The organism is Pseudomonas oligotrophica, assembly GCF_021726475.1.
Classification (GTDB): Bacteria; Pseudomonadota; Gammaproteobacteria; order Pseudomonadales; family Pseudomonadaceae; genus Stutzerimonas; species Stutzerimonas oligotrophica.
The window spans coordinates 328,344-348,967 of record NZ_JAKJRU010000005.1 but is presented as its reverse complement, the minus strand read 5'-3'; the positions used below and the strand labels follow the sequence as shown (position 1 = coordinate 348,967).

Genomic DNA, 20,624 nt, shown 5'->3' with positions numbered 1-20,624 from the left:
GATGCACGCCCAGGCGTCCAGCCCCGCCGCTGGCAGCGCGCCACCGGGCGGCAGCGGCGTGCATGTCGAACTGGCCGAGCTCATCGAACTGCGCCACCGCGTGCGCGAAGTCCCGCTGTTCTCCACCCCGCACCGGCGCAGCCCGCTGATCGGCCTGCACCACTCGAAGCTGCGTGGGCGTGGCGTGGACTTCGACCAGGTGCGCGTCTACCAGGCCGGCGACGACGTGCGCAGCATCGACTGGCGGGTCACCGCGCGCACCCAGGAGCCGCACACCAAGTTGTTCCACGAGGAGCGCGAGCGGCCGATCTTCCTCGTCGTCGAGCAGAGCCGCCGGCTGTTCTTCGGCAGCGGCCGGGTATTCAAGTCGGTGCTGGCCGCCCAGGCCGCGAGCCTGATCGGCTGGGCGGCGCTGCACCACAACGACCGTGTCGGCGGGCTGGTCTTCGGCAGCCGCGAAACCCACGAGATCAAGCCGCGGCGCAACAAGCAGAGCCTGCTGCAGCTGCTCGACCGCCTGGCCCGCGCCAACCGCGCGCTGGACTGCGCCACGCCGCTGCCAGCCGAAGCCTTTTCCCTGGCCCTGCGCCGTGCCCGCGAGGTGCTGCGCCCGGGCAGCCTGGCAGTGATCCTCTGCGACGAGCGCACCCTGGGCGAAGCCGCCGAGCAGCAGCTGAGCCTGCTGGCGCGGCATGTCGACCTGCTGTTGCTGCCGCTGTTCGACCCGCTCGACCACGCCCTGCCGGCCGCCGGCCTGCTGCGCTTCGCCCAGGGTCCGGCGCGGCTCGAGCTCGACACCCAGGACGCCGCCCTGCGCCAGCGCTACCACCGCCAGGGTGAAGAGCGCCAGGCGCGCTGGCAGCGCCTGGCCGACCGCCTGCGCGTGCCGCTGATGCCGCTGGACACCCAGGGCGAGTTGGTCGAGCAGTTGCGCCAGCACCTGAGCCTGCGCCCGGGCGCGCCGGCATGAACCCGCTGGACCAGCTGGCCCCGCCGATCCTGCCACCGGCCGTCTCCTGGTGGCCGCCGGCACCGGGCTGGTGGCTGCTCGCCGTGCTGTTCCTGCTGGGCCTGGCCGGCCTCTGGCGCGCCCGCCATCGGCTGCGCCGCCGGGAGCGACCGGCGGCGACCGGCGAAACCCCGCTGGAGCCCAGGCGCCAGGCCGCGCTGGATGAGCTGGCGCGGCTCGCCAAGCCCTATGGCCGGCAGCCGGCCAACGACTGGCTGCAGCAGCTCAACGCCCTGCTCAAGCGGCTGTGCCGCGCCCGCTACCCGGCCGACCACCCGCACACCTTGAGCGGCCGGGCCTGGCTGGCGTTTCTCGACAACCGCTGCCCGGCGGCCGGGCTGACGCGCTGGATGGTGCTGGTCGAGGGCAGCTACCGCCCGCAGTGCCGGCTCGACGACAAGGCCATCGACGGGCTGGAGCAGGCCGTCGAGATCTGGATCCGCAAGCATGTTTGATCTCGCCTGGCCGTGGGTCTTCCTGCTGCTGCCGCTGCCCTGGCTGCTGCGCTGGCTGCTGCCGGCCGCCGACAACGGCGAGGCGGCGCTCAAGGTCGGCTTCCTGCCGGAGCTGGAAGCCATCGCCGGGCGCCGCGCATGGATCGCCCTGCCCGGCTGGCGCCAGCAGGTCCCCTACCTCACCGTCTGGCTGCTGCTGCTGTTCGCCGCGGCGCGCCCGCAATGGCTGGGCGAGCCGCTGCCGCTGCCCACCAGCGGGCGCGACCTGCTGCTGGCGGTGGATGTGTCCGGCTCCATGGACTACCCCGACATGCGCTGGCAGGACGAGGACATCAGCCGCCTGGAGCTGGTCAAGCGCCTGCTCGGCGACTTCATCGAGGAGCGCCGGGGCGATCGTGTCGGGCTGATCCTGTTCGGCAGCAAGGCCTACCTGCAGGCGCCGCTGACCTTCGACCGCCGCACCGTGCGCACCTGGCTCGACGAGGCGGTGGTCGGCATCGCCGGGAGCAACACGGCCCTGGGCGATGCCATCGGCCTGGCCGTCAAGCGCCTGCGCGAGCGGCCGGCGCCGAGCCGCGTGCTGGTGCTGGTCACCGACGGCGCCAACAACGGCGGCCAGGTCGAGCCGCTGGTCGCCGCCCAGCTGGCTGCCGAGGCGGGGGTCAAGGTGCACGCCATCGGCATCGGTGCCGACCCGGAGCAGGCCGGGGTGCTCAGCCGCTTCGGCTTCAACCCGGGCGTCGAACTGGACGAGCCCACCCTGCACGCCATCGTCGAGGCCACCGGCGGCCGCTATTTCCGCGCCCGCAGCCGCGAGGAGCTCGAAGCGGTCGGTGCCACCCTGGACCGCCTCGAACCCGCCGCGCAGACGCCGACCCGCGCGCGCATCGCCGAACCCCTGCATGCCTGGCCGCTGGCCGCGGCCCTGGCGATCAGCCTGCTGCTGGTCGCCGCGCACCTGTGGCAGGCGCAGCTGGCGCGGCTGGCCTGGCGCCGGGAGCGTGGCCGATGAACGAGCTGATGCCCCATCTGCTGCGCCCCTGGTGGCTACTGGCGATACCGCTGCTGGCCTGGCTGCTCTGGCGCCTGTGGCACCGCCAGCGCGAGGTCGGGCGCTGGCAGCGCCTATTGCCCGAAGCCTTCCACGCCGCGCTGCTGACCCGCGGCCGGCTGCGCCACAGCCGCCTGCCCTGGGCCCTTCTCGCACTCGCCTGGCTGCTCGGGCTGCTGATCCTGCTGGGCCCCAGCTGGGAACGCCTCGAACAGCCGAGCCTCAAGCGCGCCGACCCGCTGGTGGTGCTGCTGGAGATGACCCCGGCGATGCTCGCCGGCGACGTGCCACCGACCCGCCTGGACCAGGCGCGGCGCAAGCTGCTCGACCTGCTCGCCGCGCGCGCCGACGCGCAGACCGCGGTGATCGTCTTCGCCGGCAGCGCCCACGCCCTGGTGCCGCTGTCCGACGACCTGGCCACCACCGCCAACCTGCTGCAGGCGGTCAAGCCGGGGCTGATGCCCGAACCCGGCCAGCGCGCCGACCTGGCGCTGGAAAAGGGCCTGGCGCTGCTCGACCAGGGTGCCCAGGGCCGCGGCCGGCTGCTGCTGATCAGCACCGGCGTCGAGGCGGCGCAACGCGAGGCCATCGTCCGGCGGCTCGGCGACCAGGGGCCGCGCCTGCTGATCCTCGGCGTCGGCACCCCCGAAGGCGCCCCGATCGCCGCGGAGGATGGCGGCTTCGTCAAGGATGCCAGCGGCGCCATCCTCATGCCGCGCCTGGACGACGGCGGCCTGCGCCAGCTGGCCGCCGAGCTGGGCAGCCGCTACCGGCGGGCACGCCTGGACAGCGCCGACCTCGATGGCCTCGGTCTGCTCGACCGCAGCGGCGCGATCGTCCGCCAGCCGGAAAGCGTGCGCCTGGACGCCTGGCTGGACCAAGGCTACTGGCTGCTGCTCCCGCTGCTGCTGCTGGCCGCCTGCGCCGGGCGCCGCGGCTGGCTGTTCGGCCTGGCCCTGCTGCTGGTCGAGGCGCCCGACGCCAGCGCCTTCGAATGGCGCGACCTGTGGCTACGCGCCGACCAACAGGGCCAGCGGCTGCTCGACGAAGGGCGCGGGGCTGAGGCCGCCGAGCGCTTCAGCGACCTGCGCTGGCAGGGCATCGCGCTGTACCGCGCGGGCGACCATGCCGCCGCGGCGCAGCGCTTCGCCGAGGGCGACACGGCGGCCGATCACTACAACCGCGGCAACGCGCTGGCCCGCGACGAGGCGCTGGAAGCGGCCCTGGAGGCCTACGAGCAGGCGCTGGAGCGCGAGCCCGACCTGCAGCCGGCGCAACGCAACAAGGCCCTGGTCGAGGCGCTGCTGCGCCAGCGCAAGGAAGCCGCCGAACAGGGCGAGCCGGGCCGCGAGCAGGCCCGGCCCCAGGCCGGCGACAACGGGCAGAGCGCCAGCGGTTCCGCCCCCGAGAACCGCACCCAGGCGGCCAACACCACCAGTGGCCAGCCCAGTGCGCCGGAGGCCGAGCAGGCGCGCGCAGACAGCGCGCCGGCCCGGGACGCCGCACCGGCCGGCAGTCGCACGGCGCCGATCAGCGAGCGCGGCCAGGCCGCCGAACAGTGGCTCAGGCAGATCCCGGACGACCCCGGCGAGCTGCTGCGGCGCAAATTCCTCTACGAACAACGCAAGCACCAGGAACCGTCCCGATGACCCGTCTGCTGGCCCTCCTTCTGTTGCTCTGCACAGCCGCCGGCGCGCATGCCGCCGGGCTGGTCGCCAGTGTCGATCGCACGCGCCTGAGCCTCGACGAGACCCTCGAGCTGACCCTGGAGACCCGCGACGCGGCGACGTTCGGACGCCCCGACCTGCAGCCGCTGGACGAGCTGTTCGAGGTGTTCGACACCCGCCAGCTGAACAACCTGTCCAACGCCGGCGGCGAGGCCCAGGCGGTGACCCGCTGGCTGACCACCCTGCGCCCGCGGCGTACCGGCTACCTGGTGATTCCCTCGCTCAGCCTCGGCGACTGGCGCAGCGAGCCGATCACCCTCTACGTGCAGGAGGCTCGCGGCAGCCAGGACGGCGGCGCGCTGGCGCCGGTGTTCATCGATGCCAGCGTCGACCGCGAGCGCGTCTACGTGCAGGCCCAGGTGATCCTCACCCTGCGCATCTACCACTCGGTGTCGCTGTACGACGACAGCACCCTCTCGCCGCTGCAGATGAACGACGCGCTGGTGCGCCGGCTCGGCGAGCCACGTACCTACGAGAAGGACATCAACGGCGTGCGCCACGGCGTGATCGAGGTGCGCTACGCGGTCTTCCCGCAGACCAGCGGGCAGGTCGAGATCCCCAGCCAGCTGTTCAGCGCGACCACCGTGGCCAGCGGCGACGACTATGCACTGCGCGGGCCGCGCCCCGGGCGCTCGACCCAGGTGAAGTCGCCGAGCATTCCGCTGCAGGTCATGCCGAGGCCCGCGGACTACCCGCAGGACGCGCCCTGGCTGCCGGCCCGATCGCTGACCCTGGTCGAGGCCTGGAACGGCGATCCGGACCAGGTGCAGGTCGGCGACTCGCTGACCCGCAGCCTGCTGCTCAAGGCGGACGGGCTGGTCAGCAGCCAGTTGCCACCGCTCGGCGCGCCCGGCGTGGACGGCCTGCGGCGCTACCCGGACCAGCCAGGCCTGGGCGACGAGATCAGCCAGAACGGCGTCACCGGCAGCCGCGAGGACCGCGAGGCGCTGGTGCCGACCCGCCCCGGCTCGCTGGGCCTGCCGCCGGTGGAGGTGGTCTGGTGGAATGTCGACACGGACCGTCTCGAACGCACCGGCCTGGCCGGGCGCAGCCTCGCCGTTGCCGAGAATCCGCTGCTGGAGCAGGCGCCGCTGGCCGCCGCCGACACCCGCCAGCCGGCGGCGCCGGCCCGGCGCGTCTGGCCCTGGCAGCTGAGCACCCTGCTGCTCGGCCTGACCACCCTGCTCGGCTTCGGCCTCTGGTGGCGCGCCCGCCAGCAGCCGGCGGTGCCACGCAGCGCGCCGGCCGGGCCCACCCCGCGCAGCCTGCTCGATGACCTGCGCCGCGCCTGCCAGGCCAACGACACCCAGGCCACCCGCCAGGCGCTGGACGCCTGGGCGCGCCAGCAGCCGGAGACCCTGGCCGACATGGCCGCCCGCTACGTGCCGCTGTCCGATGCGCTCGACGGGCTCAACGGCGCGCTCTACAGCGAGGCCGGCCAGCGCTGGCAGGGCGAGGCCCTGTGGCAGGCGATCCGCACGCTGCCGCCGCTGCAGGCACCGGCCGCCGAAGGCGAACAGAGCGCCCTGCCGCCGTTGTATCCACGTTGACTGTGTCGCCAGGGCACGGCCCTGGCATATCGCTTGCTTCGGCCATCCCGACCGGCCGACTGCCCGTGCGAGGGCAGCGTGCGACGGTCGCGTGCACATTCGACAAGGCCGACTTCATGAACGAATTTCCTGCCCCTGTCCGCCCGGATGCCCTCGCCTGGGTCAACGGTAGCGACGCCCCCGAGAAGAGCAGCCTCAACCTCGGCTTCATGGCGCTGACCGACGCCGCCTCGCTCATCGTCGCCGCCACCCAGGGCTTCGCCCAGCCGTACGGGCTGACCCTCAACCTGCGCCGGCAGCACTCCTGGTCGGCGCTGCGCGACCGCCTGCTCGACGGCCAGCTGGACGCCGCCCAGGGCCTCTACAGCCTGATCTATGCCGTGCACCTGGGCATCGGCGGCAGCGCACCGGTGGACATGGCCGTGCTCATGGGCCTGTCGCAGAACGGCCAGAGCATCAACCTGTCGGCCACGCTGAAGGACGCCGGCGTGACCGATGCCGAGGCGCTGCGCCGCTGTGTGCGCCAAAGCGGTGCACGCCTGACCTTCGCCCAGACCTTCCCCACCGGCACCCACGCCCTGTGGCTGTATTACTGGCTGGCCGCGCATGGCATCCACCCGCTGCGCGACGTGCGCACCCTGGTGGTTCCGCCGGCACAGATGGTCGGCCACCTGCGCAGCGGGCGCATCGACGGCTTCTGCGCCGGCGAGCCCTGGGGCGCGCAGGCGGTGGCCGAGGGGACCGGTTTCACCCTCGCCAGCAGTCAGGCGATCTGGCCGGACCACCCGGAGAAGGTGCTCGGCTGCACCCGCGCCTTCGTCGAGCAGTACCCCAACACCGCCCGCGCGCTGATCATGGCGGTACTGGCGGCCAGCCGCTTCATCGACCAGAGCGACGAGAACCGGCGCAGCACCGCGCAGCTGATCGCCGCGCCCGAGTACGTCGGCGCGCCGCTCGCCGCCATCGCCCCGCGCTTTCTCGGCGACTACCGCGACGGCCTCGGCAACGCCTGGCAGGACGCCCACCCGCTGCGCTTCTGCGCCGACGGCGCGGTGAACATGCCCTACCAGTCCGACGCGCTCTGGTTCATGACCCAGCTGCGCCGCTGGGGCCTGCTGCGCGAGGACCCGGACTACCTCGCCGTGGCCGCGGCCGTGCAGCAGACCGCGCTTTACCGCGAGGCCGCCAGCGCGCTCGGCATCGGCGTGCCAGGCTCGCCGATGCGCAGCTGCCAGCTGCTCGACGGCAGCCGCTGGGATGGCTGCGACCCGGCCGCCTATGCGCGCAGCTTCGCCCTGCACGCCCTGGCCGAACCGGCCCTGGCCCCGTTGAGCTGAGAGGCGTACGGCATGCTGCGAATTCTCCTCATAGACGACACGCCGAAGAAGGTCGGCCGCCTGCGCAGTGCGCTGATCGACGCCGGTTTCGAGGTCATCGACGACAACGGCCCGCTGATCGACCTGCCCGAACGCGTCGAGGCGATCCACCCCGACGTGGTGCTGATCGACACCGATTCACCCGGGCGCGATGTCATGGAGCAGGTGGTGATGGTCAGCCGCGACCGGCCGCGACCGATCGTGCTGTTCACCGACGACGACAACCCCGACGCCATGCGCCAGGCCATACGCGCCGGCGTCAGCGCCTACATCGTCGAGGGCATCCAGGCGCAGCGGCTCAAGCCGATCCTCGAGGTGGCCATGGCCCGCTTCGAGAGCGACCAGGCGATGCGTGCCCAGTTGCAGGCGCGCGAGCAGCAGCTGGCCGATCGCAAGCGCATCGAACTGGCCAAGGGCCTGCTGATGAAGATGCGCGACTGCAACGAGGAAGAGGCCTACACGCTCATGCGCCGCCAGGCCATGGGTCGCCAGCAGAAGCTGATCCAGGTGGCCGAGCAGATCATCGCGATGAACGACCTGCTGGGCCACTGACCGAAGCCTGGCACGCTTCCTGCTGAACACTTGCTGTCGGCAGCCAACGGCGGCTACCGAACACAGACAAAGGCGTCGCACCACCCTGCCCAGGCAGGCGTGTTGCGGCGCCTTTTTCGTTTTCGCCCCGATGCCGGGGCCGCGTTGATCGATGTGCCACTTGCGGAAGCAGCACCCGGCCGCTCCGCCCCAAACTGGAACCGAACGATGAAAACGAGTTTCTGGAAAGCCGGCCATACGCCGACCCTGTTCAGCGCCTTCCTCTACTTCGACCTGAGCTTCATGGTCTGGTATGTCCTCGGCCCGCTGGGCGTGCAGATCGCCGCCGACCTGGGCCTGACCACCCAGCAACGCGCCATGATGGTTGCCACGCCGATCCTCTCCGGCGCGTTGCTGCGCCTGGTGCTGGGCATGCTTGCCGACCGCACCTCGCCGAAGACCGCCGGCCTGCTCGGCCAGGTGGTGGTGATCGTCGCGCTGTTCGTCGCCTGGTTCTTCGGCGTGCACAGCTACGGCCAGGCGCTGCTGCTCGGCCTGTTCCTCGGCATGGCCGGCGCCTCCTTCGCCGTCGCCCTGCCGCTGGCCTCGCAGTGGTACCCGGCCGAGCACCAGGGCAAGGCCATGGGCATCGCCGGAGCGGGCAACTCCGGCACCGTGCTGGCCGCGCTGTTCGCCCCGGTGCTGGCCTCGATGTTCGGCTGGAACAACGTCTTCGGCCTGGCGCTGATCCCGCTGACGCTGACCCTGGCGATCTTTGCCTGCGCCGCGAAGAACGCGCCGAACCGTCCCGCGCCCAAGTCGGTGGCCGACTATCTCAAGGCCCTCGGCGACCGCGACAGCTGGTGGTTCATGTTCTTCTACAGCGTGACCTTCGGCGGCTTCCTCGGCCTGGCCAGCACCCTGCCCGGCTACTTCCACGACCAGTACGCCTTCGACCCGGTCAAGGCCGGCTACTACACCGCCGCCTGCGTATTCGCCGGCAGCCTGCTGCGGCCGCTGGGCGGCGCCCTGGCCGACCGCATCGGCGGCATTCGCGCGCTGCTGGGGATGTACACCGTGGCGGCCATCTGCATCGCCGCGGTCGGCTTCAACCTGCCCAGCGCGACCGCTGCGCTGGCCCTGTTCGTGGTCGCCATGCTCAGCCTGGGCGCCGGCAACGGTGCGGTGTTCCAACTGGTGCCGCAGCGCTTCTACAAGGAGATCGGCGTGATGACCGGGCTGGTCGGCATGGCCGGCGGCATCGGCGGTTTCCTGCTCACCGCCGGGCTCGGCGCAGTCAAGCAGTCCACCGGCGACTACCAGCTCGGTCTCTGGCTGTTCGCCAGCCTCGGCGTGCTGGCCTGGTTCGGCCTGCAGGGCGTCAAGCGCCGCTGGCGCACCACCTGGGGCTCGGCGGCAGTGACCGCGGCGCGGGTCTAGGCGCATGGTGTAGGGTGCGCCATGCGCACCCTCGTTCCCCACCCGCTGACGGGACCCTTCTCATGCCCCTGCAGTTGACCATCGGCGAGGCCAGTGCCACCGGGCCGCGAGCGGAAAACCAGGACGCCCTGCGCGTCGTCACGCCGGCGCCCGCGCTGGCGGCGAGCAAGGGCTTTCTCGTCGCCCTGGCCGACGGTGTCAGCGGTTGCGCCGATGGCGGCCTGGCGGCCCGCGCGACCCTGCAGGCCCTTGCCCTCGATTACTACGCCACGCCGGAAACCTGGGCGGTGGCGCATGCGCTGGATCGCATCCTGGTCGCCCATAACCGCTGGCTGCAGGCCAACGGCGGCGGCCAGCCGCTGCTGACCACGCTCACCGCGCTGGTGCTGCGCGGGCGGCGCTACACCCTAGCGCATGTCGGCGACTGCCGCGCCTACCGCTGGGACGGTGCCCGCCTGGAACGACTCAGCGAGGACCACGTCTGGGAGCAGCCGCAGATGCAGCATGTGCTGCGGCGCGCGCTGGGCCTCGACCAGCACTTGGTGGTCGATTACCGGGACGGCGAGCTGCAGGCCGGCGACTGCTTCGTGCTGCTCAGCGACGGCGTCTGGGCGAGCCTGGCCGAGGCCGACATCGTCAATCTGCTGCGCGACGAGCCGCAGCTGCCGGTCGCCGCGCGCCGGCTGGTCGATCTGGCCCACCGCCAGGGCAGCCAGGACAACGCCAGCGCCCTGCTGGTGCGCATCGACGCCCTGCCTGCAGCGGCGCTGGCCGATTCCCTGGCCCAGCTCGCGCAGTGGCCGCTGCCACCGCCGCTCAAGCCGGGCCAGGCGTTCGAGGGCTGGCAGGTCGAGGCGCTGCTGGGCGAGTCGCGCCAGTCGCTGCTCTACCGCGTGCACGACGGCGCCGGCCAGCCCTGGCTGCTGAAGACCCTGCCGGCCAGCCGCCACGACGAGCCCGAGGCCGGCCCGGCCCTGCTGCAGGAGGAATGGTTCCTGCGCCGGGTGGCCGGGCGCAGCGTGCCGGAACTGCATGCCCTGGGGCAGCGCCAGCACCTGTACTACGTGCAGCGCGAGTACCCCGGCCGCACGCTCGAACAGCGCCTGCAGCGCGAAGGCCCACTGCCGCTGGCCGACTGGCTGGCGCTGGCGCCGCGGCTGATCCGCGCGGTCGGCCTGCTGCACCGGCGCAACATCCTGCACCGCGACATCAAGCCGGAGAACCTGCACGAAGGCGATGACGGCGAGCTGCGCCTGCTGGACTTCGGGCTGGCCTACTGTCCCGGCCTGTCGCAGGACCCGCCGCACGCGCTGCCCGGCACGCCGAGCTACCTCGCCCCCGAGGCCTTCGGCGGCGCGCCGCCCAGTGCGGCCGGCGACCTGTATGCCACCGGCGTCACCCTCTACCGCCTGCTCACCGGCCACTACCCCTACGGCGAGGTCGAACCCTTCCAGCGACCGCGCTTCGGCCAGCCGCTGCCGGCCAGCCGCTACCGGCCGGATCTGCCAGCCTGGCTCGACGAACTGCTGCTGCAGGGCGTAGCGGCCAGCCCCGAGGCGCGCTTCGAAACCGCCGAGCACTGGCTGCTGCAGCTCGAGCAGGGCGAGCGCCGGGCCTTGCGCCAGGCGCCCCGACCGCTGCTCGAACGCGAGCCGCTGAAGGTCTGGCGCGGCCTGGCGCTGCTCTCGCTGCTGGCCAACCTCGGCTTGCTGGTGGTCCTGGCGCTCAGCAGCTGAGCGCACCAGGGCTGCGCCTGAGCGCCCCCAAAGGGGGCACAGGCCGCACCCAATACGGTTGCCCGCCATGGCTCTGGGCGCCGAGCGGTGCGGCTTTCGCACAACTGGCACGGCATCTGCAATGGCCGAGGCACAGACATCACGCCTGCCCTTCAACGGCGAAGCACAGGCGCTCCCTTCGACGGGATACGGACAAAGGCGTCCTACCGGGCAACCGGTGGGACGCCTTTTTGCTTTTCGCCTGACGACCGCAGACGGAGACCGACATGAACAGACCCAGACTCGTGGTGATCGGCAACGGCATGGCCGGCGTGCGCACCCTCGAAGAACTGCTTGCCCTGGCCCCGGCGCTCTACGACATCACTGTGTTCGGCGCCGAGCCGCACCCCAACTACAACCGCATCCTGCTGTCGCCGGTGCTGGCCGGCGAACAGGGCTTCGCCGACATCGTGCTGAACGACCTGGAATGGTACCGCCACCACGGCATCGACCTGCGCCTGGGGCGCCAGGTGGTGCGCATCGACCGCGCGCGCCGGCGGGTGATCGCCGACGACGGCAGCGAGGCCGAATACGACCGCCTGCTGATCGCCACCGGCTCGAGCCCCTTCATCCTGCCGGTGCCGGGCAACGAGCTGGACGGCGTGATCGGCTACCGCGACATCGCCGACACCCAGGCCATGCTCGAGGCCGCCCGCACGCACCGCCACGCGGTGGTCGTCGGCGGCGGCCTGCTCGGCCTGGAGGCAGCCAACGGCCTGGCCCGGCGCGGCATGCAGGTGACCGTGGTGCACCTGGGCGAATGGCTGCTGGAACGCCAGCTCGACCGCACCGCCGGCGAACTGCTGCAGCAGACGCTGCAGGCGCGCGGCCTAACCTTCCGCCTGGCGGCGCAGACCGAGGCCCTGCTGGACGACGGCCAGGGCCGGGTCGCCGCGCTGCGCCTGGCCAGCGGCGAGACGCTGCCGGCCGAACTGGTGGTGATGGCCGCCGGCATCCGCCCCAACGCCGGCCTGGCCGAGGCGGCCGGCCTGCCCTGCGCACGCGGCATCCTGGTCGACGACACCCTGCAGACCTTCGACCCGCGCATCTATGCGGTCGGTGAATGCGCCAGCCATCGCGGCGTCGCCTACGGCCTGGTTGCCCCGCTCTACGAGCAGGCGCGCGTCTGCGCCAACCACCTGGCCCGGCTCGGCCACGTGCGCTACCCCGGCTCGGTGACCGCCACGCGGCTCAAGGTGACCGGCATCGAACTGTTCTCGGCCGGCGACTTCAGCGGCGCCGACGGCAGCGAGACCATCACCCTCAGCGATCCGTTCGAGGGCGTCTACAAGAAGCTGGTGATCAAGGACGACGTGCTGGTCGGCGCCTGCCTCTACGGTGACACCGCCGACAGCGCCTGGTACCTGCGCCAGCTGCGCGAGGGCCAGCGCATCGGCGAGGTGCGCGACCTGCTGATGTTCGGCGCGCTCGCCCCCGCGGCCGCCGGCGAGGTCGCGCCATGAGCACGGACATGCGCACCACTGCCTCCACCTGCTGCTACTGCGGCGTCGGCTGCGGCGTACTGATCGAGCACGACGGCGAGCGCATCCACAACGTCGCCGGCGACCCGGAGCACCCGGCCAACCACGGCCGCCTGTGCAGCAAGGGCTCGACGCTGCACCTGACCGGCGACCGCGACGCCCGTGCGCGCTACCCCGAGCTGCGCCTGGGCAAGACCCTGGCGCGCAGCCGCTGCGACTGGGACGCGGTCCTGGAGCATGCCGCCAGCGTGTTCGCCGAGACCATCGCCGAGCACGGCCCGGACAGCGTCGCCTTCTACGTCTCCGGCCAGCTGCTGACCGAGGACTACTACGCCTTCAACAAGCTGGCCCGTGCGCTGGTCGGCACCAACAACATCGACTCCAACTCGCGGCTGTGCATGTCCTCAGCGGTGGTCGGCTACAAACGCAGCCTCGGCGCCGACGCTCCGCCCTGCTCCTACGAGGACCTCGAGCAGGCCGACGTGGTGCTGATCGCCGGCAGCAACATGGCCTATGCCCACCCGGTGCTGTTCCGCCGGTTGGAAGCGGCCAAGGCCGCGCGCCCGGGCATGCAGGTCATCGTCGTCGACCCGCGGCGCACCGACACCGCCGAGCTGGCCGACCTGCACCTGGCGCTGCGCCCCGGCTCGGACGTGGCGCTGTTCCACGGCCTGTTGCACCTGCTGCTGCGCGAAGGCTGGACCGACCGCGCCTTCATCGCCGCGCACACCGAAGGCTTCGCCGCGCTCGAGGCGCTGGTGCGCGACTTCACCCCGGCGCGGGTCGCCGAGCTGTGCGGCATCCGCGTCGAGCAACTGCTCGCCTGCGCCCGAATGATCGGCCTGGCGCCGAGCCTGCTCTCGCTCTGGTGCATGGGCCTGAACCAGTCCACCGCCGGCAGCGCGAAGAACAGCGCGCTGATCAACCTGCACCTGGCCACCGGGCAGATCGGCCGACCCGGCACCGGGCCCTTCTCGCTGACCGGCCAGCCCAACGCCATGGGCGGCCGCGAGACCGGCACCCTGGCCAACCTGCTGCCCGGCCATCGCGATGCGGCCGATCTCGCGCACCGTGCCGAAGTCGCCGCCTACTGGGGCGTCGAGCGGCTGCCGCAGACGCCGGGGCTGACCGCCGTCGAGCTGTTCGAGGCGGTGCGCGACGGGCGCATCAAGGCGCTGTGGATCGCCTGCACCAACCCGGCGCAGTCGCTGCCGGACCAGGCGCGCATCCACGAGGCGCTGGCCGCCTGCCCCTTCGTCGTGGTGCAGGAGGCCTTCGCCACCACCGAGACCTGTCGCCATGCCGACCTGCTGCTGCCGGCCGCCAGCTGGGGCGAGAAGGAAGGCACCGTGACCAACTCCGAGCGGCGCATCAGCCCGGTGCGCGCCGCCATCCCGGCGCCCGGCGAGGCGCGCCCGGACTGGGCCATCGCCTGCGACTTCGCCCGCCGCCTGGAGCGCCGGCTGCGCCCCGGCCAGCCGAGCCTGTTCGCCTTCGAGCGCGCCGAGCAGCTCTACGACGAGTACCGCCCGCTCACCGCCGGGCGCGACCTGGACTACAGCGGCCTGTCGCGCGCCCTGCTCGAGCGCCTCGGCCCGCAGCAGTGGCCATTCCGGCTCGCCAGCGGGCAGGGCACGCCGCGGCTGTACGCCGACGGTCGCTTCCCCACCGAATCGGGTCGCGCCCGCTTCGTCGCCGACGCCTTCCGCCTGCCGGCCGAAGGCCCCGACGCCGACTTCCCGCTGATCCTGAACAGCGGCCGCCTGCGCGACCAGTGGCACGGCATGAGCCGCACCGGCACCGCCGCCCGGCTGTTCGGCCACGTCGAGCAGGCCCTGCTCGGCCTGCACCCGGACGACCTCGCCTGCCAGGGGCTGGCCGACGGTGACCTGGTGCGGGTGCGCAGCCGCCGCGCCAGCCTGGTGTTGCCGGTACAGGCCGATGCCAGCCTGCAGCCGGGCCAGGCGTTCCTGCCGATGCACTGGGGCGATCGTTTTCTCGCGGGCCTGGGCGTCAACGCCTTGAGTTCGCCGGCCTGCGATCCGCTGTCGCGCCAGCCGGAACTCAAGCACGCCGCCGTGGCCGTCGAGCGCATCGACCTGTCGTGGCAGTTCTTCGCCCTGGTCGAAGGCCCGGTGCAGCGCCACCTGGACGCCCTGCGCCCGCTGTTCGACGGCTTCGCCTACGCCAGCTTCGCGCTGGCCGGCCGCGAGCGCGCCGCGCTGGTGATCCGCGCCGCCGCCGCGACCGCACCGCCTGCCGCGCTGCTGGAGGCTATCGACCGCCGGCTCGGCCTGCTGCAGGGCCCGGTGCTGGCCTATGACGACCCACGTCGCGGGGTGGGCAAGCGCGTGCGCCTGCAGGACGGCCGCCTGCTGGCGCTGCGCCTGGCCGGCGAAACCGCCGCGCGCGACTGGCTCAAGGGCGTGTGGGAGCGCGGCAGCGTCGAGGCTGACCTGCGCCGCTGGCTGCTCGCCCCGCTCAGCGCCCCGCCCGGGGCGACCCTGGCCGCCGACCCGACGCTGTGCAACTGCCTGAACGTCGGCCGTGGGGCCGTCTGCGCCGGTATCGCCCGCGGCCTGGACCTGGACGGACTCAAGCGGACCCTGGGCTGCGGCACCAGCTGCGGCTCCTGCGTTCCGGAAATCAAGCGGCTACTGGTCCAGCAGCCACTGGCCGAGAGCGCCTGATCACGATTGGCCCGGTGCTGCCGGGCGGGAGGAAGAGGATGAACGCAAAAGTCTGGCTGGTCGGTGCCGGCCCCGGCGACCCCGAGCTGCTGACGCTCAAGGCGGTGCGCGCATTGGGCGAGGCCCAGGTGGTGCTGATCGACGACCTGGTCAACCCCGAGGTGCTGGTCCACTGTCCGCAGGCGCGGGTGATCGAGGTGGGCAAGCGCGGCGGCTGCCGCTCCACGCCGCAGGCCTTCATCCACCGGCTGATGCTGCGCTACGCGCGCCAGGGCAAGTGCGTGGTGCGCCTGAAAGGTGGCGACCCCTGCATCTTCGGCCGCGGCGGCGAGGAAGCCGAGTGGCTGGCCGCCCACGGCGTCGAGGTGGAGTTGGTCAACGGCATCACCGCCGGGCTCGCCGGGGCCACCCGCTGCGGCATTCCGCTAACCCACCGCGGCGTCGCCCGGGGGGTCACGCTGGTCACCGCGCATACCCAGGATGACAGCGACCCGCACTGGTCGGCGCTGGCGCAGAGCGGCACCACGCTGGTGGTCTACATGGGCGTGACCCGCCTTGAGCAGGTCCGCGCCGGGCTGCTGGCCGGCGGGCTGGCGCCGGAGACGCCGGTGGCGATGATCGAGAACGCCTCGCTGCCGGGCCAGCGCGATTGCCGCTCGACCCTGGCGACGATGCACGAGGATGCCCGTGCCTTCGCGCTGAAGAGCCCGGCCATCCTGGTCATCGGCGAGGTGGCCGGGCAGGCGGCCGCGCTGCAGGCGCTGGAGACTGTCGCCATCGCCGGCTGAGTGGTGTCAAGCGCCGCGAAACAGCCGCTCGACCTCCTCGCGCCGGCACAGTTGGGTACCCGGGCGCATCACCGTCGCCGCGCCGGCGGCCGCGCCGTAGCGCACCGCCTCGCCCAGCTCGCGACCCTCGGCCAGGGCATGCACGATAGCCCCGAGCATGCTGTCGCCAGCGCCCACCGCACTGACCACCGGCACCTGCGGTGACGCCACCCGCTCGAGCCGGTCAGCCGTGGCGAACAGCGCGCCCTCGGCACCCAGCGAGAGGACGATGATCTCGGCAGCACCGACGGCGATCAGCTCGCGCAGCGCCGCAGCCTGATCGGCCTCGCCCGCGGGCATCCGGCCGATCAGCGTGGCCAGTTCGTTCAGGCTCGGCTTGATCAGATAGGCACCGCCGCGCCGCGCCGCGTAGGCCAGCGGTTCTCCGGACAGGTCGACCACCAGCCGCGCACCGACCTGCCCGGCCAGCGCCAGCAACTCCTCGTAGAACTCGGCACCGATACCCGGCGTGAAACTGCCGCTGACCACCAGGTAGCCCGGCGCCGGGTGCAGCCCGCGCAGCGCCGCCAGGCAGCCGAGGCGTTCCTGCTCGGTCAGCCGCGGGCCGGGCAGCACGAAGCGGTACTGCAGGCCGGTCTCGCGCTCGTCGACCGTGAAGCTCTCGCGGGTATCGCCGGCAATCGCCACCGGCAGGTGCGCCAGGCCCAGTCCGTCCAGCGCGCGGCGCAGCATCTCGCCGAAGGGGCCGCCGGCCGGGTAGACCGCCAGCGAATCGCCACCGAGGATCTGCACCACCCGCGCCACGTTGATTCCGCCACCGCCCGGGTCGTGCCGCGGCTCGCTGCAGCGCAGCTTGTGCGTGGCCGCCACGCGCGGCGTGCTGACGGCCAGGTCCATGGCCGGGTTGAGGGTCAGGGTGGCGATACGCGTCATGGCGCGCTCCGTTGGCTGCCGCGATAGCGGCAAGCCTAACAGGCGCGATCGGCCGGCGCCTGCACGGCGCCAGCCTTCAGCGGCGGGTGATCAGCCCCTGGCGAGCGACGCGGGTCAGCTCGCGGACGAACTCCTCCAGCCGCTCGGCCGGCGGCGCCTGGATCACCGCCAGGTCGAAGCTGTCGTCGGCGAAGCGACAGAGCGATTCGTCCGCTGCGGCAAACTGGATCAGCAGTGCGTGCGACTTGCTGTTGCGCCGCGGCCAGCCGTCGAGGTAGCGCAGCAGCGAAGGTTGGTGGGAACCACCGAGAAGAACCTTGGGATTGGAGCGAATGAGCCCGCTGGTGATGGGGGCCAGGCGAAGCTGTGCGTGGGATGCGTTCATGCGTTTGGGAGATTCCGCCTCGCGTGTTCCGCTGGGCAGCGGTGGGAGGCTTCACCGGAACCAGCGCTTTAGCGGTATTTCGGAACCGGTTGGTTCCAGGCGCCCCGCAAGTAGCTGACTAAATCGGCGCATGGGCGAGACTTTAGGCAAGCCGCGCGGGGGCTGTCAATGCTTGGGCCAGGCGTACAGCCCCGGGGGCAGCGCCCCGTTCGTCACTACTACTTTCGGGTCGGCCGGCAGCGACTACGCTGTGCAGGTGCCGGCGGCCGATTCGGCGCCAGGCCCCGCGGCCCGGCCCCAGGCCTCCGCCGAAGGGTCTAGGCCTTATTGCCTAGATCAATGAGCCAAGAAAAATACTTCAATAAGATTCATACAGAAACATGTACTTACTTTTTCGCTGCGCATAGAATGCCCGGCCATCAATAGTTGCGACGCATCGCCGCAGTCGCAAACTGGACATATACAAGCCGTTCCTTTAAGGAGCCCGGCATGCCTGATGTAACCCTGGCCCATCACTGGGGCTTTGCAGTCTTCCTCCTCGGCGTCTTCGGCCTCTGCGCCTTCATGCTCGGCGTATCCAGCCTGCTTGGCAGCAAGGCCTGGGGGCGCAGCAAGAACGAACCCTTCGAATCCGGCATCGTCCCCACGGGCGGTGCGCGACTGCGCCTGTCGGCGAAGTTCTATCTGGTCGCCATGCTCTTCGTCATCTTCGACGTCGAAGCGCTCTACCTGTTTGCCTGGGCTGTCTCGGTGCGCGAAAGCGGCTGGGCGGGCCTCATTGAAGCTACCGTATTCATAGCAATTCTGTTGGCGGGTCTTGTCTACCTGTGGCGGATCGGCGCGCTCGACTGGGCGCCGGCGAGCCGTCGTGCGCGGCAGGCGAAGCTAAAACAATGAGGCTCTTCACATGCAATACAAACTCACCCGGATCGATCCGGATGCGGTCGTCGACCGCTATCCGGTCGGCCAGCAGGAGACGGTTGCCGACCCGCTAGAAGGACAAGTCCATCGCAACATCTACATGGGCAAGCTCGAGGACGTGCTGAGCGATGCGGTCAACTGGGGGCGCAAGAACTCCCTGTGGCCGTACAACTTCGGCCTGTCGTGCTGCTACGTGGAGATGACGACTGCCTTCACCGCGCCCCATGACATCGCCCGCTTCGGCGCCGAGGTGATCCGTGCCTCGCCGCGCCAGGCCGACTTCATGGTCATCGCCGGTACCTGCTTCATCAAGATGGCGCCGATCATCCAGCGCCTCTACGAACAAATGCTCGAGCCCAAGTGGGTCATTTCCATGGGTTCGTGCGCCAACTCCGGTGGTATGTACGACATCTACTCGGTCGTTCAGGGGGTCGACAAGTTCCTCCCCGTGGACGTGTACATACCGGGCTGTCCGCCCCGCCCCGAGGCATTCCTGCAAGGCTTGCAGCTGTTGCAGGAATCCATCGGCAAGGAGCGTCGACCGCTGTCCTGGGTCGTCGGCGATCAAGGCATCTACCGTGCCGAGATGCCCTCGCAGAAGGAACAGCGACGCGAACAGCGCATCCAGGTTACCAACCTGCGCAGCCCCGACGACGTGTGAGCCCTGCCCCGCCTTCCCTCCGGGGAAGGTCCGCTCGCACCCCGACGTTGACCCATAGCGACCGAGACCATGACTGCAGACCGTGCTCTGTACATCCCGCCCTACAAGGCTGACGACCAGGATATCGTCGTCGAACTGAACGCGCGCTTCGGCGCCGAGACCTTCACCCTGCAGCCGTCGCTGACCGGCATGCCGGTGCTCTGGGTGCCGCGCGAGCGCCTGCTCGACGTGCTCGGTTTCCTGCGCCAGGTGGCCAAGCCCTATGTGATGCTCTACGACCTGCATGGCGTCGATGAGCGCCTGCGCACGCACCGCCAGGGCCTGCCCGATGCCGACTTCAGCGTGTTCTACCACCTGATGTCGCTGGAACGTAACAGCGACGTGATGATCAAGGTGGCACTGCAGGAAAGCGACCTCAGCCTGCCCACTGCCACGTCCATCTGGCCCAACGCCAACTGGTACGAGCGCGAAGTCTGGGACATGTACGGCATCGACTTCCGCGGCCATCCGCACCTGGCGCGCATGCTGATGCCGCCGACCTGGGAAGGCCACCCGCTGCGCAAGGACTACCCGGCGCGCGCCACCGAGTTCGACCCCTACGCGCTGAACGCCGCCAAGCAGGACCTGGAGCAGGAAGCCCTGCGCTTCAAGCCCGAGGACTGGGGCATGAAGCGCGGCAGCGAGCATGAGGACTACATGTTCCTCAACCTCGGCCCGAACCATCCCTCGGCACACGGGGCCTTCCGCATCATCCTGCAGCTCGACGGCGAGGAAATCGTCGATTGCGTGCCGGAGATCGGCTACCACCACCGCGGCGCCGAGAAGATGGCCGAGCGGCAGAGCTGGCACAGCTTCATCCCCTATACCGACCGCATCGACTACCTCGGCGGGGTGATGAACAACCTGCCCTACGTGCTCGCGGTGGAAAAGCTCGCCGGTATCAAGGTGCCGGCGCGCGTCGATTTCATCCGCGTGATGATGGCCGAGTTCTTCCGCATCCAGAACCACCTGCTGTACCTGGGCACCTACATCCAGGACGTCGGCGCCATGACGCCGGTGTTCTTCACCTTTACCGACCGCCAGCGCGCCTACAAGGTGATCGAGGCGATCACCGGCTTTCGCATGCACCCGGCCTGGTATCGCATCGGCGGCGTCGCCCACGACCTGCCGCGTGGCTGGGACCGCCTGGTGCGCGAGTTCCTCGACTGGATGCCAAAGCGCCTGGCCGAGTACGAAAAGGCGGCGCTGAAGAACAGCATCCTGCGCGGGCGCACCATCGGCGTGGCCGCCTACAACACCAGGGAAGCGCTGGAATGGGGCGTCACCGGCGCCGGCCTGCGCGCCACCGGGCTGGATTTCGACCTGCGCAAGGCGCGGCCGTATTCGGGCTACGAGCACTTCGAGTTCGAGGTACCGCTGGCCGCCAATGGCGATGCCTACGACCGCTGCATGGTGAAGATGGGCGAGATGCGCGAAAGCCTCAGGATCATCGAGCAGTGCCTCAAGCACATGCCCGAGGGGCCGTACAAGGCGGACCATCCGCTGACCACGCCGCCGCCGAAGGAGCGCACGCTGCAGCACATCGAGACCATGATCACCCACTTCCTGCAGGTCTCCTGGGGCCCGGTAATGCCGGCCAACGAAAGCCTGCAGATGATCGAAGCGACCAAGGGCATCAACAGCTACTACCTGACCAGCGACGGCAGCACCATGAGCTACCGCACGCGCATCCGCACGCCCAGTTTCCCGCACCTGCAACAGATTCCCTCGGTGATCCGCGGCAGCATGGTCGCGGATCTGATCGCCTACCTGGGCAGCATCGATTTCGTCATGGCCGACGTGGACCGCTGA

General features: G+C 71.0%; 16 protein-coding genes and 1 pseudogene. 15 read left to right on the top strand and 2 right to left on the bottom strand.

Annotated elements, in window-relative coordinates:
- Nucleotide 1: 1 nt before the first annotated feature.
- The 12 genes and pseudogenes from L3N39_RS12940 to cobA all read left to right on the top strand — a co-directional run bounded on the left by L3N39_RS12940 (nucleotide 2) and on the right by cobA (nucleotide 15,873).
- The gene (locus tag L3N39_RS12940) at nucleotides 2-970 is read left to right on the top strand and encodes a DUF58 domain-containing protein (protein WP_237257761.1); all 969 of its coding nucleotides are present in this window, start codon (nucleotides 2-4) and stop codon (nucleotides 968-970) included.
- Entirely contained in the window at nucleotides 967-1,464 is a 498-nt protein-coding gene (locus tag L3N39_RS12935; protein ID WP_237257759.1) for a DUF4381 domain-containing protein, read from the top strand. Before L3N39_RS12940 ends, L3N39_RS12935 begins: the two co-directional genes overlap by 4 nt.
- Nucleotides 1,457-2,476 (top strand): vWA domain-containing protein, encoded by a 1,020-nt coding sequence (locus L3N39_RS12930; protein WP_237257757.1) that lies wholly within the window; start codon nucleotides 1,457-1,459, stop codon nucleotides 2,474-2,476. Before L3N39_RS12935 ends, L3N39_RS12930 begins: the two co-directional genes overlap by 8 nt.
- Nucleotides 2,473-4,164 carry a VWA domain-containing protein gene (locus tag L3N39_RS12925; protein ID WP_237257755.1) on the top strand — a complete coding sequence of 564 codons (1,692 nt, stop codon included), beginning with the start codon at nucleotides 2,473-2,475 and terminating at the stop codon, nucleotides 4,162-4,164. The genes L3N39_RS12930 and L3N39_RS12925 overlap by 4 nt, the downstream gene beginning before the upstream one ends.
- Entirely contained in the window at nucleotides 4,161-5,792 is a 1,632-nt protein-coding gene (locus tag L3N39_RS12920) for a BatD family protein (protein ID WP_237257753.1), read from the top strand. Before L3N39_RS12925 ends, L3N39_RS12920 begins: the two co-directional genes overlap by 4 nt.
- Nucleotides 5,793-5,908: 116 nt before the next feature.
- On the top strand, nucleotides 5,909-7,129 hold the full coding sequence (locus L3N39_RS12915) for a CmpA/NrtA family ABC transporter substrate-binding protein (protein ID WP_237257751.1): 1,221 nt from the start codon (nucleotides 5,909-5,911) through the stop codon (nucleotides 7,127-7,129).
- Between the two features lie 12 nt (nucleotides 7,130-7,141).
- Nucleotides 7,142-7,720 (top strand): ANTAR domain-containing response regulator, encoded by a 579-nt coding sequence (locus tag L3N39_RS12910; RefSeq protein ID WP_237257750.1) that lies wholly within the window; start codon nucleotides 7,142-7,144, stop codon nucleotides 7,718-7,720.
- Between the two features lie 207 nt (nucleotides 7,721-7,927).
- On the top strand, nucleotides 7,928-9,139 hold the full coding sequence (locus L3N39_RS12905) for a nitrate/nitrite transporter (protein ID WP_237257749.1): 1,212 nt from the start codon (nucleotides 7,928-7,930) through the stop codon (nucleotides 9,137-9,139).
- Between the two features lie 62 nt (nucleotides 9,140-9,201).
- A complete protein-coding gene (locus L3N39_RS12900) occupies nucleotides 9,202-10,875 on the top strand; it encodes a bifunctional protein-serine/threonine kinase/phosphatase (protein WP_237257746.1) in 1,674 nt (557 codons plus the stop codon).
- A 266-nt stretch (nucleotides 10,876-11,141) separates the two neighbouring features.
- Nucleotides 11,142-12,345: pseudogene (locus L3N39_RS12895) on the top strand (NAD(P)/FAD-dependent oxidoreductase); the annotation flags it as partial.
- Between the two features lie 40 nt (nucleotides 12,346-12,385).
- Complete coding sequence (locus tag L3N39_RS12890; protein WP_237257744.1) at nucleotides 12,386-15,085, top strand: nitrate reductase; 2,700 nt, start codon at nucleotides 12,386-12,388, stop codon at nucleotides 15,083-15,085.
- A 38-nt stretch (nucleotides 15,086-15,123) separates the two neighbouring features.
- Nucleotides 15,124-15,873, top strand: a complete 750-nt coding sequence (gene cobA, locus L3N39_RS12885) for a uroporphyrinogen-III C-methyltransferase (protein ID WP_237257742.1) — start codon at nucleotides 15,124-15,126, stop codon at nucleotides 15,871-15,873.
- 6 nt (nucleotides 15,874-15,879) lie between these two features.
- On the opposite strand, the gene L3N39_RS12880 is transcribed toward cobA, so the two are convergent.
- The gene (locus L3N39_RS12880) at nucleotides 15,880-16,806 is read right to left on the bottom strand and encodes a 1-phosphofructokinase family hexose kinase (protein WP_237257740.1); all 927 of its coding nucleotides are present in this window, start codon (nucleotides 16,804-16,806) and stop codon (nucleotides 15,880-15,882) included.
- Nucleotides 16,807-16,882: 76 nt separating this feature from the next.
- Nucleotides 16,883-17,191: a class I SAM-dependent methyltransferase gene (locus L3N39_RS12875; protein ID WP_237257729.1), complete on the bottom strand. Its 309-nt coding sequence runs from the start codon at nucleotides 17,189-17,191 to the stop codon at nucleotides 16,883-16,885.
- Nucleotides 17,192-17,680: 489 nt separating this feature from the next.
- Here L3N39_RS12875 and L3N39_RS12870 point away from each other — a divergent pair, with 489 nt between their 5' ends.
- From L3N39_RS12870 to nuoC, 3 genes are all read left to right on the top strand, one after another.
- Nucleotides 17,681-18,088 (top strand): NADH-quinone oxidoreductase subunit A, encoded by a 408-nt coding sequence (locus tag L3N39_RS12870; RefSeq protein ID WP_237257728.1) that lies wholly within the window; start codon nucleotides 17,681-17,683, stop codon nucleotides 18,086-18,088.
- A gap of 10 nt (nucleotides 18,089-18,098) precedes the next feature.
- The gene (locus L3N39_RS12865) at nucleotides 18,099-18,773 is read left to right on the top strand and encodes a NuoB/complex I 20 kDa subunit family protein (RefSeq protein WP_237257726.1); all 675 of its coding nucleotides are present in this window, start codon (nucleotides 18,099-18,101) and stop codon (nucleotides 18,771-18,773) included.
- A gap of 69 nt (nucleotides 18,774-18,842) precedes the next feature.
- Nucleotides 18,843-20,624, top strand: a complete 1,782-nt coding sequence (gene nuoC, locus L3N39_RS12860; RefSeq protein WP_237257724.1) for an NADH-quinone oxidoreductase subunit C/D — start codon at nucleotides 18,843-18,845, stop codon at nucleotides 20,622-20,624.

Bases quoted from the DNA above. Each gene is read 5' to 3' on its own strand.
- L3N39_RS12940 (WP_237257761.1), top strand. From the start codon at position 2: ATGCACGCCCAGGCGTCCAGCCCCGCCGCTGGCAGCGCGCCACCGGGC.
- L3N39_RS12935 (WP_237257759.1), top strand. From the start codon at position 967: ATGAACCCGCTGGACCAGCTGGCCCCGCCGATCCTGCCACCGGCCGTC.
- L3N39_RS12930 (WP_237257757.1), top strand. From the start codon at position 1,457: ATGTTTGATCTCGCCTGGCCGTGGGTCTTCCTGCTGCTGCCGCTGCCC.
- L3N39_RS12925 (WP_237257755.1), top strand. From the start codon at position 2,473: ATGAACGAGCTGATGCCCCATCTGCTGCGCCCCTGGTGGCTACTGGCG.
- L3N39_RS12920 (WP_237257753.1), top strand. From the start codon at position 4,161: ATGACCCGTCTGCTGGCCCTCCTTCTGTTGCTCTGCACAGCCGCCGGC.
- L3N39_RS12915 (WP_237257751.1), top strand. From the start codon at position 5,909: ATGAACGAATTTCCTGCCCCTGTCCGCCCGGATGCCCTCGCCTGGGTC.
- L3N39_RS12910 (WP_237257750.1), top strand. From the start codon at position 7,142: ATGCTGCGAATTCTCCTCATAGACGACACGCCGAAGAAGGTCGGCCGC.
- L3N39_RS12905 (WP_237257749.1), top strand. From the start codon at position 7,928: ATGAAAACGAGTTTCTGGAAAGCCGGCCATACGCCGACCCTGTTCAGC.
- L3N39_RS12900 (WP_237257746.1), top strand. From the start codon at position 9,202: ATGCCCCTGCAGTTGACCATCGGCGAGGCCAGTGCCACCGGGCCGCGA.
- L3N39_RS12890 (WP_237257744.1), top strand. From the start codon at position 12,386: ATGCGCACCACTGCCTCCACCTGCTGCTACTGCGGCGTCGGCTGCGGC.
- cobA (WP_237257742.1), top strand. From the start codon at position 15,124: ATGAACGCAAAAGTCTGGCTGGTCGGTGCCGGCCCCGGCGACCCCGAG.
- L3N39_RS12880 (WP_237257740.1), bottom strand. From the start codon at position 16,806: ATGACGCGTATCGCCACCCTGACCCTCAACCCGGCCATGGACCTGGCC.
- L3N39_RS12875 (WP_237257729.1), bottom strand. From the start codon at position 17,191: ATGAACGCATCCCACGCACAGCTTCGCCTGGCCCCCATCACCAGCGGG.
- L3N39_RS12870 (WP_237257728.1), top strand. From the start codon at position 17,681: ATGCCTGATGTAACCCTGGCCCATCACTGGGGCTTTGCAGTCTTCCTC.
- L3N39_RS12865 (WP_237257726.1), top strand. From the start codon at position 18,099: ATGCAATACAAACTCACCCGGATCGATCCGGATGCGGTCGTCGACCGC.
- nuoC (WP_237257724.1), top strand. From the start codon at position 18,843: ATGACTGCAGACCGTGCTCTGTACATCCCGCCCTACAAGGCTGACGAC.